Below are 16,970 nucleotides of genomic sequence, written 5' to 3' on the forward strand. Positions count from 1 at the left end.
GGATCCGTATCAGACAGAGACATACCGAAACAACAGATAGAGAGGACACAGATGTTTATTGCAATTGACGCAGGAAATACCAATATCGTCTTCAGCGTAATGGATGAGGAAACGGTCTGCTTCGCCAGCCAGCTCAGAGCCGACCGCCACAAGACGAGTGATGAGTACGCGGTTTTCTTTCGGGAGCTTCTGCACATCCACCACATTTCTACCGGCGATGTAGAAGGCGGAATCATCTCTACCGTCGTCCCGTCCCTTAAGAAAAAACTGTATGACGCAGTTCTCGCAATTACCGGAAGAAAATGCAGGATCGTCGGACCCGGCCTGAAAAATGGCCTGAAAATCCGTATCGACAACCCCGCTCAGCTCGGCAGCGACAGGGTCGCAGAGGGCGTCGCTGCCATTAATCTGTATCCGGCTCCGATCGTTATTTTTGACATGGGAACGGCGAACACCTTCTCGGTCATCAGCCGCGACGGCAATTACATCGGAGGCATGATCATGCCGGGCACCCTGATCAGTCTGGACGCGCTGACCGAAAGAACAAGTCAGCTGCCGCAGATTGACCTGACGGAGCATCCGGAACATCTGATCGGAACGAATACGGTTGACTGCATGAGAAGCGGCGTCATCTTCGGCACAGCGGCGATGCTTGACGGGGTCATTGACCGCATCACAGAGGAACTCGGAGAAAAGCCGTCTGTGATCGCGACCGGAAGCCTCTCCGAGGCTATCATTCCCTACTGCAGGCAGAAGATCATTCTGGACAAATACCTGCTGCTGAAGGGCCTTCGCATCATCTACCTGAAAAATCGCCGCTGAGAGCATTCTCGCATACGATGATCATCTGCGGCAGGCAAAGCCGGCAGCGGAATCACAAGATCATACACGCGCATTACCGGACGCCAATGTCCAGGTTTTTTACAGGTGATCTCACAAGATCATACGCGCGCGTTGCCGGACGCAGCCGGCAGTTCGAATAATAAGGATACGGAGAATCAGAAATGGCACAGATACAGCCTGATAAGAAAAAGAAAAAAATAAGCGACAAGGTGCTGATTTTCGGCATTGTTCTCTGTCTTGCAGTAATGGCATTTTCCCTTTATCAGATCATAAAAACAGCCATGGCGTACCGTGAGGGAGAGGAAGAATACAACCAGCTGCGGCAATACACCACCGCACAGCAGGATTCCGGCGGAGACGGCGGGGAAAGCGTCTCCGGATCTTCGGCTCCCACAGTTGCGAAAAGTTTGAGCGCAGTCTCTGTCTCCGGTGACCCGGAAGAGGAAACGCTCAAGGCACCGATCTCTGTCGACTGGAATTCTCTGAAATCCATTAACCAGGACATTGTCGGCTGGATCTACATCGGTGCGCTCAAACTGAGCTATCCGGTAACGCATTACACAGATAACGATTTCTATCTGCACCGGACCTTTGAAAAGAATGACAATTTTGCGGGCTCCATCTTTGAAGAGTATCAGAACAGCACGGATTTCAGCGATCCGAATACCATCATCTACGGCCACAACATGAAAAACGGGTCTATGTTTGGAACACTTTCTCATCTGGAGGAAAAATATGCAGAGGATCCCTATATCTGGATGCTGACTCCAAACGGAAATTACTGTTACCGCATCTTCAGCATGAAAAAGGCTGCAATCTCGGATGAGACATATACACTTTTCATGGGAACAGACGACACCTTCACGGACTGGTGTAATAAGATGAAATCATCTTCAGATATCGATACCGGTGATTTTTCCTTTACAACAGAAAGCAAAATCCTGACCCTTTCCACCTGCACGACAGACAGTGGACATCGTTTTGTTGTTCAGGCGCAGCGTATAGCGGACACAGATCGCAGCGGATCTTAACAGATCACAGAAGGCCACGACACAGGAGGATTTGACTATGGAATATAAGGTCGGTCAGATTGTCAGACTCAGAAAAAAACATCCCTGCGGTTCCGAAGAGTGGGAGATTCTCAGGGTCGGCGCAGATTTCCGGCTGAAATGCTTGGGCTGCGGGCATCAGATTATGGTTCCCCGAAAGATGGTAGAGAAAAATACACGCGGCCTCAGAGATCCCGGTAAATAAACATCCCTGCTGTCTGACGCTTGCAATGATTCCATCCGAATTCCGGTCCAGGCATCATTTAGATCCAGACGTCATTTAGATCCAGGCGTCATTTAGATCCAGGTTACCTTACGATGCAGGCGATAAACCAGAAGCATCTGCGGTTTCCATCGGAAACTGTGAGAGAATCCGGTGTTCCCTTTAATTAGCAGATATGCTAAAATAAATGGGTCGAAATATTATGTTCAGACGGCCTCCGGCCGTGCTCCTCATCTGTTGCCGGCGATGACGGGGCATACAGGCTGTTTCCCTTCGCGGGAAATGCTGCCGCAGTACAGGTTATGCTCCCGTGACGGGGCATCACAGACAGTACAGACACATTTTTTTCAGAACAAGAGGTAAAGAGATGAACAAAGTCATTCTAATGGGAAGATTAACAAGAGATCCCGATATTCGTTATTCACAGGGCGAGAACTCACAGGCGATCGCGAGATATACGCTGGCAGTAGACCGGCGGTTCAGAAGAGAAGGGAGCGAGCAGACTGCCGACTTTATCGGCTGTGTTGCCTTCGGCCGCCAGGCGGAATTCGCGGAGAAGTATCTCCATCAGGGAATCAAGATTGCCATCACCGGCCGGATTCAGACCGGAAGCTACACAAGACAGGACGGAACCAAGGTTTATACGACAGACGTCGTCGTGGAAGAGCAGGAATTTGCCGAGAGCAAGGCGGCAAGCCAGCAGAATGCGGCAGCTGCTTCTCAGCAGTACAACAGATCCGCGGCTCCTGCTGCTCCGCAGGCCGGCTCAGACGCGGGAAGCGAAGCGGCCGGTGACGGATTCATGAATATTCCGGACGGAATTGACGAGGAGCTTCCGTTCAAGTAATCGGACATCGTTACAAACCAGCATTCCGGAAGGGCGGCCTTTGAACTTCTTCACTGGCCGCCCCTGTATGTAAAGAGGATCAAATATGAGCAGAGTAAAAATGACCGGCCAGCTGAGAAGATTTCTGTTTTTCCCTCAGGTGCTGCTGATTCTTCTGGCCGTCTTCAACATTGCCATCTATTTCATCAATGTGAAAGCCGGTCTTCTGGCAAGTGCCGGGCTCGCAATTTATGTGGTTTTTGTCGCTGTTGTGTACGCGAGACAGCGTTCAGGGATCACAAATGAACTTGTCACCTTTGCCACCCAGTACGGACAGATCCAGCGCCAGCTGATGATGGATCTCTCTCTTCCCTATGCCATCACCGATGACCACGGAAGGCTGCTGTGGTTCAACGACGCCTTTGCTGATCTGACCGGGAAGAGCCGGAAGAATTTCTACAAATCCATTGCCAGCATCTTCAACGGCCTTTCCCCGGACAAGTTTCCGGCGAGAGATCAGGAAGCTGATTATGAGATCATTTACAATAAACGTGACTATCGAATCCAGATCAAAAGCGTTGTACTCGATTCTCTGATCGACGATTCCGGTCTCATTGACAGGGAGACCAGGGAAAAAAGCAGCTATATTTACGCATTCCTTTTGTACGATGATACGGAGCTGAACGAGTATATCCAGAAATACGAAGATGAGACGATGGTCTGCGGCATGATCTATCTGGACAACTACGATGAGGCGCTCGAAAGTGTCGAGGAGGTCCGCCGTTCCCTTCTGACGGCTCTGATCGACCGGAAAATCAACAAATATTTTCAGGATCTCGACGGAATCGTAAAGAAATATGAAAAGGACAAATATATCGTCCTGATGCGAAGCAGCACGCTCAGCGAGCTCAAGGCCATGAAATTCAACATCCTTGAAGATGTGAAGACCGTAAATATCGGAAATGACATGGCCGTAACCCTCAGCATCGGCATCGGCGCCAATAACGGTTCCTACAACCGAAACGCCGACTGCGCCAGGATGGCGATTGATCTCGCCCTCGGAAGAGGAGGAGACCAGGTCGTGCTGAAGGACGGTGACAGCATTACCTATTTCGGCGGAAAGTCGCAGGCAGTAGAGAAGAGCACACGCGTGAAGGCCCGTGTAAAGGCGCACGCGCTTCAGGAATTTATCGAGAGCAAGGAAAAGGTCGTCGTTATGGGCCACAAGCTGCTGGACATCGATTCCTTTGGCGCCTCGATCGGTATTTACCGCGCCTGCCGCACTCTGAACAAGAAGGCTTATGTGGTCATCGACAGTCCCACTTCTTCCACAAGTCCTTTTATTCAGGAATTCGAGGACAATCCGGATTATGATCCGAAAATGCTCCTGAATATACATGACGCAAAGGAAATGGTCGACGAAAATACCCTTCTCGTCGTGGTGGATACCAATAAGCCGGATTACACCGAATGCGAAGAACTGCTCCACCAGACAAAAACCATCGTCGTGCTCGATCATCATCGCCAGGGCAACAATTATATCCGGAACGCAGTTCTTTCATATATAGAACCGTATGCGTCCTCGACCTGCGAAATGGTTGCAGAGATTCTACAGTATTTCGCAGAAGGCGTAAAACTGAAAAATATCGAGGCGGATTCTCTTTATGCCGGAATTATGGTGGATACCGACAACTTTATGTCGAAGACTGGCGTGCGGACCTTTGAGGCCGCTGCCTATCTGCGTCGAAGCGGCGCTGATGTCACCCGCGTAAGGAAGATGTTCCGCGAGGATCTCGGTGATTACCGTGCAAAGGGAGAGACCTTTAGCAACGCGGAGATTTACCGCGAGCACTTCGTAATCGCAGAATGTCCGAGTGAAAATGTTGAGAGTCCGACAATTGTCGGTTCTCAGGCTGCAAACCAGCTGCTGAATATCAAAAACGTGAGGGCATCCTTTGTCCTCACAAGCTACAAAAATATTGTCTATATCAGTGCCAGAGCGATTGATGAGGTCAATGTTCAGATCATCATGGAACGTCTCGGCGGAGGCGGCCATCTGAACATGGCCGGAGCCCAGATACCGAGGGTGACTGTTGATGAGGCGAAGACAAGACTGAAGAACGTTCTGGACAACATGCTTGACGGAGGAGAAATCTGATGAAAGTTATTTTGCTTGAAGACGTAAAATCCCTTGGAAAAAAGGGCGACCTTGTAAATGTAAGCGACGGCTACGCGCGCAACATGCTGCTTCCGAAGAAGAAGGGCGTTGAGGCGACACCCGCCAATCTCAACACCCTGAAGCTGCAGAACAAACACGCGGAAAAGCTCGCCGCGGAGGCTCTTGAGGCTGCCAAAGAGCTGAAGGAACAGATCGAAAAGAAATCCATTTCCCTGAAAATCCGCACCGGAGAAGGCGGACGGGTTTTCGGCTCCATCTCTGCCAAGGAAATCGCGGACGCCGCAAAAGACCAGTTGGGATATGAGATTGACAAGAAGAAAATCTCCATGGACGGACCGCTGAAAGAGCTTGGGACCACTAAGGTTGATGTCCGCCTCCATCCGCAGGTAATCGCAAAGCTTGCCGTCAATGTAACAGAAGAGAAGTAAGCATTTTTCCCTGATATGTGATTTGGAACAGAATGGGTGACGATTTATGGATGAATCCGTAATTAAAAGAATACTGCCGCACAGCGAAGAAGCGGAACAATCGGTCATCGGCTCCATGCTCATGAGCCGGGAGGCGATCGCCGCGGCATCGGAGACATTGACCGGTGCCGATTTTTACCAGCAGCAGTACGGCATTATTTTTGACACAATGGTAGAACTGAATAACGAGGGCGTCGCCGTTGATGTCGTCACCCTGCAGAACCGCCTGCGGGAGAAAAAAGTTCCCCCGGAGATCTCGGATATGGAATATGTGAGAGATCTCCTGAAGGCAGTTCCAACATCCGCAAATATCCGGCACTACGCAGGAATCGTAGCCGAGAAGGCACTCCTGCGGCGGCTCATCCGCGCCTCAGAGGAAGTGGAAAACAGCTGCTATCAGGACGATCTTCCCATAGAGCAGCTCCTGGACGAGTCCGAAAAGAAGATGTTTCAGCTGTTTCAGCAGAAAACCGCATCGGATTTTGTCCCCATCAAACAGGTTGTGCTGAACGCTCTGAATACAATAGAAAAGGCATCACGGACGACAGGAAATGTCACCGGTCTCGCGACCGGCTTTACCGATCTGGACTACAAGACCTCCGGCCTCCAGAACTCGGATCTCATTCTTGTGGCCGCCCGGCCTTCCATGGGAAAAACAGCCTTTGTACTGAATATCGCAGAGTACATGGCTTTCCGTCATGACAAGCACGTTGCAATTTTTTCTCTCGAGATGTCAAAGGAACAGCTTGTGAACCGTCTTCTGTCGATGGAATCTCATGTCGGATCACAGAACATCCGGAACGGAAATCTGAAGGACGATGAATGGAAAAAACTGATCGAGAGCGCGAATGTGATCGGCAAGTCAAATCTCATCATCGATGACACGCCCGGTATTACCGTCCGCGAGCTTCGCACCAAATGCAGAAAATATAAGCTGGAGCACGGGCTCGATATAGTAATGATCGATTACCTGCAGCTTATGAGCGGAAGCGGTGTCAGAAAATCCGATTCCCGCCAGCAGGAAATTTCCGATATTTCCCGGTCACTGAAGGCACTTGCCCGTGAACTAAATGTACCGGTCGTTGCTCTTTCCCAGCTCAGCCGTGCCGTTGAGAGCCGCCCGGATCACCGGCCCATGCTGTCGGACCTCCGGGAATCCGGAGCGATTGAGCAGGACGCCGACGTCGTCATGTTCCTTTACCGGGATGACTACTATCATAAAGATTCAGAGAACAAAGGCATCTGCGAAATAATCATCGCGAAGCAGCGAAACGGCCCGATCGGAACAATCAATCTGGTCTGGCTGCCGGATTTCACAAAGTTCGAAAATGCGGCGCCGCGGGATCAATATGGAAACTGATTGCCGCCGCGCAAAGGTTAAATTTATTCGCATGATTTGGACAGTCAGGCACATCAGCGTGTGAGCATATGTGTCAGATGGGTCATCGGATGTTCTTGATTTTGTACTTGTTTTAAATGAGAAGATAGTATAGAATACAACTTGACAAGGCGGATGATGGGTTCCGCCGAGTTCTCTATTTGATATTAAAGTTTTCATTTAAGGAGGATTTTTAAGATGGCACGTGTTATTTCTGATGATTGTGTATCCTGTGGAACATGTGAGGGTGAGTGCCCGGTTGGAGCAATTTCTCAGGGCGATGAGCATTATGTAATCGATGCAGATACCTGCGTTGACTGCGGTGCCTGCGAAGCTGCATGCCCGACCGGAGCAATCAGCGAAGCTGAATAATCCGGATAACACATGACGAGAAACGCCGGCGCTCCTGCGTCGGCGTTTTTCTGTATAAATCCGGCCGCATGTTCCTCGCCCTCGGGGGGAGTCTGCCCGCCGGTGGACCAGGATCATTAGCGGTTCAAAAGCTGCGAGAGTTATAGAGCAGCTGGCTTTATACATGATCATAAGCCGCACAGGCTGTGGAGGACAGAAATGAAGATAAATAAGAATATGACCGTTACTGAAATTCTGAACGTAGACCCGATGATCAGCAACATTCTTACCGGACACGGCATGAGCTGTCTCTTTTGCGGCGCCGCCGTCCATGAGACCCTGGAACAGGCCTGCCGTGTTCACGGAATCCCTGCAGATCAGGTGGATCTTATGGTCGCGCAGATCAATGATTTTATCGGCGGACCGGAAAACGCAGATGAACCCTGCTGATCAGCGGAGGGTCAGCATAACTTTTTCACCCGAAACGAATCGGTATAGAGATAACGGAATCCAAGGGACTCATACAGGCGAATTGCTGCCGTGTTTCCTTCCACTACCTGCAGATATGCGTGAGACGCGCCCATTTCCTTCCCGTTCATCAGAATCGTGCTCACAATGGCGCGAGCAAGTCCCCTTCTTCGAAAATCCTGGCGGACATGAATAGCGTAGACCCCGATATAGTCTCTGTCCAGAATCCCAAGCCCCGTTCCGATGATAGATTCACCGTCATGAATCGAAACGCATACCGTCTCCTTCGGGATTGCGCGGTACATGGAGGGAACGACCTGCCGGTGCATGACGTTTGTCGTTCCCTTCAGGGCAAAGAGTCCTTCTATCCAGGAGGAAGGAATAAAGCGCGAGACATCCGCCCGGATGCCCGGCTTCAGATTCATCCGTTCCGGAAAGTTCATCACCATGTTATAGTTTACGTGTTCCCTCACATATCCGTTATCTTCCAGAAATGAGTCAAACGAGGCGTCAAGAAGCGGTGAGATCTTGAAGATACAGGGGGTTCCCCACTTCCGGTAAACACTTTCGGTATATCGGAGCTTCTCTTCCAGCGGAATTTCCGATATGCCGATCTGTTCCACGCAGTTTGTTCTGTGAGTATAAAAATAGGAAAATCGCAGAAGCCAGCCGTCATAGATCTCAATCTGATGAGACGGCCAGGCGTTCAGTGATAAATCTTCAATAGTTTTGACCAACGGATTCATTTGCAACCTCCGGAATCAGTGTAAACGCGCCCGATCTTTTCCGCACCTTTCCCGCGCGATGATCCTGTAAGCATTTACATAGCGAAATTTACGATATTCATCCTGCATTATCATCGAAAACCCGCCTTTCACTGTGCGCATCTGCGGTCCCGCAGAGATCACAATAAGCCCCATGCGAAAACACGCTGCGGGATGGCCTTATACCGCGCACCTGCGGCTTCATCCATATGAGCATAGCATAGATGATGCACGGACTTCAATGATCTGTCCGGCATTTCTTCTATATAATATACAATTTCTTGCATTCAAAATTCTGTTGGGTTATAATTACGCTGTATGTACGGGACTATCAACCTTTTATCCCGTTACGGAGCAGAAAAAGCATGTTTTGTATGCATGTTACAAGGGGAGTACAATATGTCAAAAACACTTAAGATCATTGTGGGAATTATTCTTGCGCTATTTATAGCATCTGGAGCGGCTCTTATTATTCCTCCGTTCGCCGGATATGACATGAGAGTTGTACAGCAGCAGACGACAGGGAATATTCCCGTCGGAAGTGCTGTTTACTCGAAGGAACTCGATTCCTCCTCTATTTCAGCCGGCGAGAAAATTCTGGGAATCGGCACGGACTCACTGAATATCTACACGGTTGAGAAATACAGTTCCTCAGACGGGACAGTTCTTGTGAGCGATGGCACGAATGAGCAGACCTTCCAGGTGTCAGCGAAATACCTCAAGGTAATGTTTACCGTTCCGCTTATTGGATTTCTGATGATCGCCACACAGTCACTTGGTGGAATCATTGCTCTGGCACTTGTTCTTGCGCTTGTCATATTCCTTTTCATCTCAGCCGAGGCCATACGGAGGGGAGAGGAAATGGAGGAAGATGAGGAAGACCAGGATCCGGAGGAAGACGAATTCTACCAGACACTCGCAGCACGTAAGAAGAAGCGTGACGCAGAATCCGATGTGTCTGCGGAGTTAAACAGAAACGCAGCACATCGTCAGGCTGCACAGATGAAAAAGCAGCAGGCAAAAAGTGGTTCGGCAAAGGAAGAGCCTGCATCCTCCTCTTTCGACAACACGAATGGGATGACCGAGATCTCCGGTTCCGACACAGAACCATCATACGATATTCCGCGTGCAGTTCCGGAGGAAAAAGATCTCGGAACAGATTCTCTCCCGGATGTTCAGGCTGCACTGGAAGCTGCGCTGGAAAGCCAGCCCTTGAATCACACAGCGGAAACATCCAGAATCAATATTCCGGTTGAGGAAACCGCTTCGGATTCCGATGCCACAGGAACAGCGCCGACAGGAGAGATCGAACTTGCAATGCCTGTTCACACGGCAGATGAGCTTCTCTCCAAAGCGTACAGTGACGGTCTCGATCCGAAGGTAAGGGATGATGAGATTACCGGGGTGACTCTTGTTGACTACTCCGATTGTCTGTAAGAACGGAGATGAATTTGTTCCGTCTTACGGTGATTTTATAACAGAATCACCGTAAGACGGTTTTTTTGTCTTTATCCGGACGGTTGGTGCCTAGATATTCCCTTCTAATAAAAACAGTACACAGCTTCCGGATACAGACTGCACACAGCTTCTTATCTGCGCTGTACACTTTTGCCCGACTCATATTGCCCACAGGTAGATTTATACAAAATTTCAAAAGAAAGTTCTTGCATTTTTTCTTACATGCTCGTATAATCATCATTGTTGTGACATAAAAGCGATGAAACATAAGATTGCAGCATTCCCGGCTGGTAACTTATGCGGAGCAAATGTCTAGTCATGATACAGGCGAAACGTCACTGTACAATCGAAAAGTCCGCCATAGAGCGGAAACGCCGGATGTCAGTTTAAGGACACACCCGGAAATGTGTACAGTCACCACCGCCGTGCTATCAAAAGTACGATAAGGAGGCGACTTTTTTTATGGCAAGTCAAGTAATGAGAATCACCCTGAAAGCGTATGATCATCAGTTGGTTGATGCATCTGCCGCAAAAATCATCGACACTGTGAAGAAAACCGGAGCAGTTGTCAGCGGACCGGTTCCGCTTCCAACCAAGAAGGAAGTAGTAACCATCCTGAGAGCCGTACATAAGTACAAAGACTCCCGTGAGCAGTTTGAGCAGAGAACCCACAAGAGACTGATTGATATCATAACACCGACACAGAAGACAGTAGATGCGCTGTCTCGTCTTGAAATGCCGGCTGGTGTCTACATCGATATCAAGATGAAGACAAAGTAACACCACGTAACTCTATAATGAGCTTCCCCATACAGGATGCTCCGCTGTAGGCTGACATGAGCTTGAACAGGAATCAGGCTCCGCTGTAGAAATGAGGTTTATCATGAAGAAGGCTATTTTGGCTACAAAAGTTGGAATGACTCAGATCTTCGATGAGAATGGTCTGGCTATTCCGGTAACTGTTCTTCAGGCAGGCCCCTGTGTTGTCACACAGGTAAAGACCCGGGAGAACGACGGCTACAGTGCCGTACAGGTAGGATTCGGCGATATTCGCGAGAAACTCGTCAACAAGCCGAAAAAAGGTCTGTTTGACAAGGCCGAGACTCCGGTAAAGAGATATCTTCAGGAGTTCCGTTTTGACAATGCGGAAGACTACGAAGTAAAGCAGGAAATCAAAGCCGATATCTTTGCTGCGGGAGACCATATTGATGCGTCCGCAATCAGCAAAGGTAAAGGATTCCAGGGTGCCATCAGAAGACATGGACAGTCCAGAGGACCCATGGCTCATGGTTCCAAATATCATCGTCATGCAGGTTCCAACGGTACCTCTTCTGATCCGTCAAGGGTATTCAAGGGAAAACACATGCCCGGACATATGGGACATGTAAAGGTTACCGTTCAGAATCTGGAAGTCGTAAAGGTAGATGCTGAAAACAATCTGCTTCTTATCAAGGGCTCTGTTCCGGGACCGAAGAAGTCTCTTGTAACAATCAAAGAGTCTGTCAAGACAGTTCAGTAATCTCTAACGAGAAAGGAGGAACTTACAGATGGCAAACGTATCTGTTTACAATATGGAAGGCAGCGAAGTGGGAACACTTGAGCTTTCCGATGCCGTTTTCGGCGTTGAAATAAAAGAAAATCTTGTTCATCAGGCAGTTGTTCAGTATCTTGCAAACAACCGTCAGGGAACACAGAAAGCGAAGACCCGCTCAGAGGTAAGCGGCGGCGGCGCAAAGCCCTGGAGACAGAAGGGAACCGGTCATGCAAGACAGGGATCCACAAGAGCTCCGCAGTGGACTGGCGGCGGAATGGTATTCGCTCCGGTTCCGCGTGACTATTCCTTCAAGATGAACAAGAAGGAGAAGAGAGCGGCTCTGAAGTCCGTTCTTACCGATAAAGTTCAGGAGAACAAATTCCTGGTTCTGGATGAGCTGAAGTTTGACGCTCCGAAGACCAAAGATATGAAGAAGGTTCTGGATGCTCTCAAAGTTGAGAAGGCTCTCATCATCGTCGGAAATGACAGTGATAACGCAGTTATCTCCGCAAGAAACATTGCAGGCGTTGCTACCGCTTCACCTGAGACCATCAACGTATTCGATCTTCTGAAATACAGCACCGTAATTGCTACAAAGAGCAGTGTAGCAGCAATTGAGGAGGTGTACGCATAATGGCATCCGTTCAGTACTATGACGTTATCATCCGTCCGGTAATCACCGAGAAGAGCATGAGCCAGATGAGTGACAAGAGATATTCCTTCCTTGTTCATCCGGACGCTACAAAATCTCAGGTTAAGGAAGCTGTTGAGAAAATGTTCGACGGAGTTAAGGTTGCGAAGGTCAACACCGTTAACTACGCGGGCAAGACAAAACGCCGCGGCGCGAATGTCGGCAAGACAGCTGCCACCAAGAAGGCCGTTGTGACACTCACCGAAGACAGCAAGGAAATAGAGATCTTCGAGGGCCTGTAAATATACAGTTTATGCGCGGCGACGCGCGATAACAAACATCGAAAGGAGATACTGTAATGGGAATCAAATCTTATAACCCATATACACCTTCCAGAAGACATATGACCGGATCGGATTTCGCGGAGATCACAAAGACCGTCCCGGAGAAATCCCTCACCGTATCACTGAAGAAGACTTCTGGCCGTAACAATCAGGGAAAAATCACCGTAAGACATCACGGCGGCGGAAACAGAAGAAAATACAGAATCATCGATTTCAAGAGATTCAAGGATGATGTTCCCGCAGTTGTAAAAGCGATCGAGTACGATCCGAACCGTACCGCAAACATCGCTCTGATCTGCTATGCAGACGGTGAAAAAGCATATATCCTCGCACCGGAAGGCCTTAAGGTCGGCATGAAGGTCATGAACGGAAGCAACGCTGAAGTTCGTCCCGGAAACTGCCTGCCGCTGAAGGACATCCCGGTTGGTACTATGGTACATAACGTTGAGCTGCACAAAGGCAAAGGCGGACAGCTTGTTCGTTCTGCCGGAGTAGGAGCGCAGCTGATGGCAAAGGAAGGCGGCTATGCCACCCTTCGACTTCCGTCAGGTGAGATGCGTATGGTATCCCTTGAGTGCCGTGCAACAATCGGTATCATCGGAAACGGTGACCACAACCTGGTAAATATCGGTAAAGCCGGAAGATCCCGCCACATGGGCATTCGTCCTCATGTCCGTGGATCTGTCATGAACCCGAACGACCATCCGCACGGTGGTGGTGAAGGTAAGGCTCCGGTCGGACGTCCGGGTCCCTGCACACCTTGGGGCAAGCCTGCTATGGGTCTTAAGACCAGAAAGAAAAACAAAGCATCTAACAAACTGATCGTTCGCAGAAGAAACGGTAAGACGTTATAATTAAGGAGGATAAACGATGGCTCGTTCATTAAAAAAAGGCCCGTTTGCTGATGAGAGCTTACTGAAAGCCGTTAATAAGGCTGTCGAGTCCGGCGACAAAACAGTCATTAAAACATGGTCTCGTCGCTCTACAATATTCCCTAACTTCGTTGGACTTACAATTGCGGTTCACGACGGAAGAAAGCATGTTCCGGTATATATCACCGAGGATATGGTAGGCCACAAGCTCGGAGAGTTCGTAGCAACCAGAACCTACAGAGGACATGAGAAGACTGAGAAGAGAACCGGCGCGTAATTGTAGATCGAAAGGAGGTTATTTGAAATGGCAAAGGGACATAGAAGCCAGATTAAACGTGAAAGAAATGAAAATAAAGAAACCAGACCGTCCGCAAAGCTTTCTTACGCAAGAATGTCTGTTCAGAAGGCCTGCTTCGTACTGGACGCAATCCGCGGCAAGGATGTCGAGACCGCTCTTGGCATTCTGACTTACAGCCCGAGATACGCTTCCTCTGTTATCAAGAAACTGCTGGAGTCCGCTGTTGCGAACGCAGAGAACAACAACGGTCTTTCCAGAACAAATCTTTATGTAGCTGAGTGCTATGCAAACAAGGCACCGACAATGAAGAGAATTCAGCCAAGAGCACAGGGACGTGCGTACAGAATTGAAAAACGTACAAGCCATATCTCTGTTATCCTTGATGAGCGATAAGAGGAGGAAAGCATGGGACAGAAAGTAAATCCAAACGGATTAAGAGTCGGAATTATTAGAGACTGGAATTCCAAGTGGTATGCAGAAGCTGATTTTGCAGACAACCTGGCAGAGGATTACAAGATCCGCACATACCTGAAGAAGAGACTGTACACCTCCGGTGTGTCCAAGATCGAGATCGAAAGAGCATCTGACCGCGTTAAAATCACCGTTTACACCTCCAAGCCTGGTGTGGTAATCGGAAAAGGCGGCGCTGAGATCGAGAAAGTTAAGAAAGAGCTCAAGCAGTTCACAGACAAGAAGCTTGTCGTTGATATCAAAGAGGTAAAGAGACCGGACCGCGACGCTCAGCTCGTTGCTGAGAACATTGCTCTTCAGCTTGAGAACCGTATGTCCTACAGACGCGCGATGAAATCCGCTATGCAGAGAACAATGCGCGCAGGAGCAAAGGGAATCAAAACCAGCATCTCCGGACGTATCGGCGGCGCTGATATCGCCCGCAGAGAGTTCTACAGTGATGGAACGATCCCGCTTCAGACCCTTCGCGCAGACATTGATTACGGTTTTGCTGAGGCAGATACCACATACGGAAAAGTCGGCGTAAAAGCATGGATCTACAACGGTGAAGTACTTCCAACCAAGAATCATAAGGAAGGGAGCGATAAATAATTATGTTAATGCCAAAGAGAGTAAAACATAGAAAGCAGTTCCGTGGTTCTATGAAAGGCAAAGCCCTGAGAGGCAATGCTGTAACACAGGGTGAGTATGGACTTGTCGCTACCGAGCCCTGCTGGATTAAGTCAAATCAGATTGAGGCTGCCCGTGTAGCTATGACCAGATACGTAAAACGTGGCGGTAAGGTTTGGATCAAGGTATTCCCGGATAAGCCAGTCACAGCAAAACCTGCTGAAACCCGAATGGGATCCGGAAAAGGTTCTGTAGAGTACTGGGTAGCTGTTGTTAAGCCGGGTCGCGTTATCTTCGAGATTGCTGGTGTTCCGGAAGAAGCTGCTCGTGAGGCGCTTCGTCTTGCTATGCATAAATTACCTTGCACCTGCAAGATTGTTGCCCGTGAGAAAGTAGAAGGCGGTGAAACAAGTGAAGAGTAAAAAGTACGTAGAAGATTTAAGAACAAAATCCGCAGCCGAGCTGAATGACGAGCTTGTTGCAGCGAAGAAAGAGCTTTTCAACCTGAGATTCCAGAATGCTACAAATCAGCTCGATAATACCGCACGTATTACCGAAGTTCGCAGAAACATTGCCAGAATTTCAACTATCATCGCGCAGAATGCGAAGTCCGCTGACTGATTTTTTCAGGTCAGAAATTCGTAACGATTGAAAGGAGACAGATCGTGGAAGAACGTAATTTAAGAAAAACACGTGTCGGCAAGGTTGTCAGCGATAAGATGGACAAGACCATCACAGTTGCAATCGAGGATCACGTTGAGCATCCGCTTTACCACAAGATTGTAAAAAAGACATACAAGCTGAAAGCACACGACGAGAATAACGAGTGCAAAATCGGCGATACCGTGCGTGTAATGGAGACCAGACCGCTGTCCAAGGACAAGAGATGGAGACTGGTTGAAATTATTGAGAGAGCGAAATAATCAGGATTGCTAAAGGAGGTTTACCAGAATGGTTCAGCAGGAAACCAGATTAAGAGTTGCTGATAATACCGGTGCCAAAGAGATCCTTTGCATCCGTGTTATGGGCGGTTCTACCAGAAGATATGCAAATATTGGTGATATCATCGTTGCTTCGGTCAAAGATGCAACACCAGGCGGCGTTGTTAAAAAGGGTGATGTAGTGAAAGCCGTTGTCGTACGTACCGTAAAGGGCGTACACCGCAAGGACGGTTCCTACATCAAGTTCGATGAGAACGCTGCAGTAATTATCAAGGATGACAAAACTCCAACAGGTACACGTATTTTCGGACCGGTTGCCAGAGAGCTTCGTGAAAAACAGTTTATGAAGATTGTTTCCTTAGCTCCGGAAGTATTATAAGGAGGACGTCGATGTCAGTTAAGATTAGAAAAGGCGATACCGTCCGCGTAATCGCCGGAAAAGATAAAGACAAAGAAGGAAAAGTTCTCTCTGTTGACGCAAAGAATCATCGCGTGCTTGTTGAAGGCATCAACATGATCACAAAGAGCGTAAAACCGAATGCTGCAAACCAGCAGGGCGGCATCATCAACAAAGAGGCTCCGATCGATATTTCCAACGTTGCTTACCTGAAAGACGGCAAGACAACACGTATCGGATATAAGTTCGACGGAGACAAGAAGGTACGCGTAGCCAAGAAGACCGGCGAAGTGATTGATTAAGGAGAGGAGGCATAAAACATGAGCAGATATAAAGAGTTATACAGTAATACGATTGTTGATGCCATGACAAAGAAGTTCGGTTACAAGAACGTCATGGAAGTGCCGAAACTCGCCAAAATCGTCATCAACATGGGTGTCGGTGAGGCCAAGGAGAACGCTAAGCTCCTTGACTCTGCCGTATCCGATCTGGAGAAGATTTCCGGCCAGAAACCTGTTGTTACAAAAGCGAAAAAATCCGTTGCAAACTTCAAGATCCGTGAGGGAATGCCGATCGGATGCAAGGTTACTCTTCGCGGAGAGCGTATGTATGAGTTCGCTGATCGTCTGATCAACCTCTCACTTCCCCGTGTACGTGACTTCCGCGGCGTAAATCCGAATGCCTTTGACGGCAGAGGAAACTACGCTCTGGGAATCAAAGAGCAGCTGATCTTCCCTGAAATCGATTATGACAAGATCGATAAGGTAAGAGGAATGGACATCATCTTTGTTACTACCGCAAAGACAGATGAAGAAGCACGTGAGTTACTGGCACAGTTTGGCATGCCATTCGCAAAGTAATTGAGGA

The 16,970-nt window shown here is 48.9% G+C and carries 25 protein-coding genes; 24 read left to right on the forward strand and 1 reads right to left on the reverse strand.

What is annotated here, in order from left to right; genetic code table 11:
- The first annotated feature begins 51 nt into the window (after nucleotides 1–51).
- The 9 genes from ACTQ3A_RS02470 to ACTQ3A_RS02510 all read left to right on the forward strand — a co-directional run bounded on the left by ACTQ3A_RS02470 (nucleotide 52) and on the right by ACTQ3A_RS02510 (nucleotide 7,766).
- On the forward strand, nucleotides 52–822 hold the full coding sequence (locus tag ACTQ3A_RS02470) for a type III pantothenate kinase (RefSeq protein ID WP_441099067.1): 771 nt from the start codon (nucleotides 52–54) through the stop codon (nucleotides 820–822).
- 182 nt (nucleotides 823–1,004) lie between these two features.
- Nucleotides 1,005–1,874 (forward strand): class B sortase, encoded by an 870-nt coding sequence (locus tag ACTQ3A_RS02475; protein ID WP_441493973.1) that lies wholly within the window; start codon nucleotides 1,005–1,007, stop codon nucleotides 1,872–1,874.
- Nucleotides 1,875–1,911: 37 nt separating this feature from the next.
- Complete coding sequence (locus ACTQ3A_RS02480; protein WP_441099065.1) at nucleotides 1,912–2,097, forward strand: DUF951 domain-containing protein; 186 nt, start codon at nucleotides 1,912–1,914, stop codon at nucleotides 2,095–2,097.
- Nucleotides 2,098–2,482: 385 nt separating this feature from the next.
- On the forward strand, nucleotides 2,483–2,962 hold the full coding sequence (locus ACTQ3A_RS02485; protein ID WP_441099064.1) for a single-stranded DNA-binding protein: 480 nt from the start codon (nucleotides 2,483–2,485) through the stop codon (nucleotides 2,960–2,962).
- An 85-nt stretch (nucleotides 2,963–3,047) separates the two neighbouring features.
- Nucleotides 3,048–5,099: a DHH family phosphoesterase gene (locus tag ACTQ3A_RS02490; protein WP_441099063.1), complete on the forward strand. Its 2,052-nt coding sequence runs from the start codon at nucleotides 3,048–3,050 to the stop codon at nucleotides 5,097–5,099.
- Complete coding sequence (gene rplI / locus ACTQ3A_RS02495; RefSeq protein WP_441099062.1) at nucleotides 5,099–5,548, forward strand: 50S ribosomal protein L9; 450 nt, start codon at nucleotides 5,099–5,101, stop codon at nucleotides 5,546–5,548. Before ACTQ3A_RS02490 ends, rplI begins: the two co-directional genes overlap by 1 nt.
- A 46-nt stretch (nucleotides 5,549–5,594) precedes the next feature.
- The gene (gene dnaB, locus ACTQ3A_RS02500; protein WP_441099061.1) at nucleotides 5,595–6,947 is read left to right on the forward strand and encodes a replicative DNA helicase; all 1,353 of its coding nucleotides are present in this window, start codon (nucleotides 5,595–5,597) and stop codon (nucleotides 6,945–6,947) included.
- A gap of 216 nt (nucleotides 6,948–7,163) precedes the next feature.
- The gene (locus ACTQ3A_RS02505; RefSeq protein ID WP_441099060.1) at nucleotides 7,164–7,337 is read left to right on the forward strand and encodes a DUF362 domain-containing protein; all 174 of its coding nucleotides are present in this window, start codon (nucleotides 7,164–7,166) and stop codon (nucleotides 7,335–7,337) included.
- Nucleotides 7,338–7,535: 198 nt separating this feature from the next.
- Nucleotides 7,536–7,766, forward strand: a complete 231-nt coding sequence (locus ACTQ3A_RS02510) for a DUF1858 domain-containing protein (protein WP_441099059.1) — start codon at nucleotides 7,536–7,538, stop codon at nucleotides 7,764–7,766.
- An 11-nt stretch (nucleotides 7,767–7,777) separates the two neighbouring features.
- On the opposite strand, the gene ACTQ3A_RS02515 is transcribed toward ACTQ3A_RS02510, so the two are convergent.
- Nucleotides 7,778–8,530: a GNAT family N-acetyltransferase gene (locus ACTQ3A_RS02515; protein WP_441099058.1), complete on the reverse strand. Its 753-nt coding sequence runs from the start codon at nucleotides 8,528–8,530 to the stop codon at nucleotides 7,778–7,780.
- Between the two features lie 417 nt (nucleotides 8,531–8,947).
- Between ACTQ3A_RS02515 and ACTQ3A_RS02520 the strand changes: the two genes are divergently transcribed.
- From ACTQ3A_RS02520 to rplE, 15 genes are all read left to right on the forward strand, one after another.
- Complete coding sequence (locus ACTQ3A_RS02520) at nucleotides 8,948–9,985, forward strand: hypothetical protein (protein WP_441099057.1); 1,038 nt, start codon at nucleotides 8,948–8,950, stop codon at nucleotides 9,983–9,985.
- 483 nt (nucleotides 9,986–10,468) lie between these two features.
- Entirely contained in the window at nucleotides 10,469–10,786 is a 318-nt protein-coding gene (rpsJ, locus tag ACTQ3A_RS02525) for a 30S ribosomal protein S10 (protein ID WP_441099056.1), read from the forward strand.
- A gap of 103 nt (nucleotides 10,787–10,889) precedes the next feature.
- On the forward strand, nucleotides 10,890–11,525 hold the full coding sequence (rplC, locus tag ACTQ3A_RS02530; RefSeq protein WP_441099055.1) for a 50S ribosomal protein L3: 636 nt from the start codon (nucleotides 10,890–10,892) through the stop codon (nucleotides 11,523–11,525).
- A 28-nt stretch (nucleotides 11,526–11,553) separates the two neighbouring features.
- The gene (gene rplD, locus ACTQ3A_RS02535) at nucleotides 11,554–12,174 is read left to right on the forward strand and encodes a 50S ribosomal protein L4 (protein WP_441099054.1); all 621 of its coding nucleotides are present in this window, start codon (nucleotides 11,554–11,556) and stop codon (nucleotides 12,172–12,174) included.
- Nucleotides 12,174–12,473, forward strand: a complete 300-nt coding sequence (gene rplW, locus ACTQ3A_RS02540) for a 50S ribosomal protein L23 (protein WP_441099053.1) — start codon at nucleotides 12,174–12,176, stop codon at nucleotides 12,471–12,473. Before rplD ends, rplW begins: the two co-directional genes overlap by 1 nt.
- Nucleotides 12,474–12,529: 56 nt before the next feature.
- On the forward strand, nucleotides 12,530–13,369 hold the full coding sequence (gene rplB / locus ACTQ3A_RS02545) for a 50S ribosomal protein L2 (protein ID WP_441099052.1): 840 nt from the start codon (nucleotides 12,530–12,532) through the stop codon (nucleotides 13,367–13,369).
- A gap of 16 nt (nucleotides 13,370–13,385) precedes the next feature.
- Nucleotides 13,386–13,664: a 30S ribosomal protein S19 gene (gene rpsS, locus ACTQ3A_RS02550; RefSeq protein ID WP_441099051.1), complete on the forward strand. Its 279-nt coding sequence runs from the start codon at nucleotides 13,386–13,388 to the stop codon at nucleotides 13,662–13,664.
- Nucleotides 13,665–13,691: 27 nt separating this feature from the next.
- Nucleotides 13,692–14,078 (forward strand): 50S ribosomal protein L22, encoded by a 387-nt coding sequence (gene rplV, locus ACTQ3A_RS02555; RefSeq protein WP_441099050.1) that lies wholly within the window; start codon nucleotides 13,692–13,694, stop codon nucleotides 14,076–14,078.
- Between the two features lie 12 nt (nucleotides 14,079–14,090).
- The gene (gene rpsC / locus ACTQ3A_RS02560) at nucleotides 14,091–14,747 is read left to right on the forward strand and encodes a 30S ribosomal protein S3 (protein ID WP_441099049.1); all 657 of its coding nucleotides are present in this window, start codon (nucleotides 14,091–14,093) and stop codon (nucleotides 14,745–14,747) included.
- A 2-nt stretch (nucleotides 14,748–14,749) separates the two neighbouring features.
- The gene (gene rplP / locus ACTQ3A_RS02565; RefSeq protein WP_441099048.1) at nucleotides 14,750–15,187 is read left to right on the forward strand and encodes a 50S ribosomal protein L16; all 438 of its coding nucleotides are present in this window, start codon (nucleotides 14,750–14,752) and stop codon (nucleotides 15,185–15,187) included.
- Entirely contained in the window at nucleotides 15,177–15,386 is a 210-nt protein-coding gene (rpmC, locus tag ACTQ3A_RS02570) for a 50S ribosomal protein L29 (protein WP_441099047.1), read from the forward strand. The genes rplP and rpmC overlap by 11 nt, the downstream gene beginning before the upstream one ends.
- 44 nt (nucleotides 15,387–15,430) lie before the next feature.
- Nucleotides 15,431–15,688: a 30S ribosomal protein S17 gene (gene rpsQ / locus ACTQ3A_RS02575; protein WP_441099046.1), complete on the forward strand. Its 258-nt coding sequence runs from the start codon at nucleotides 15,431–15,433 to the stop codon at nucleotides 15,686–15,688.
- 28 nt (nucleotides 15,689–15,716) lie between these two features.
- Complete coding sequence (gene rplN, locus ACTQ3A_RS02580) at nucleotides 15,717–16,085, forward strand: 50S ribosomal protein L14 (RefSeq protein WP_441099045.1); 369 nt, start codon at nucleotides 15,717–15,719, stop codon at nucleotides 16,083–16,085.
- An 11-nt stretch (nucleotides 16,086–16,096) separates the two neighbouring features.
- The gene (gene rplX, locus ACTQ3A_RS02585) at nucleotides 16,097–16,405 is read left to right on the forward strand and encodes a 50S ribosomal protein L24 (RefSeq protein ID WP_441099044.1); all 309 of its coding nucleotides are present in this window, start codon (nucleotides 16,097–16,099) and stop codon (nucleotides 16,403–16,405) included.
- An 18-nt stretch (nucleotides 16,406–16,423) separates the two neighbouring features.
- Nucleotides 16,424–16,963: a 50S ribosomal protein L5 gene (rplE, locus tag ACTQ3A_RS02590; RefSeq protein ID WP_441099043.1), complete on the forward strand. Its 540-nt coding sequence runs from the start codon at nucleotides 16,424–16,426 to the stop codon at nucleotides 16,961–16,963.
- Nucleotides 16,964–16,970 lie beyond the last annotated feature (7 nt).

The sequence above is a fragment of the Bilifractor sp. LCP21S3_F8 genome (assembly GCF_052117805.1).
Lineage (GTDB): Bacteria > Bacillota > Clostridia > Lachnospirales > Lachnospiraceae > Bilifractor.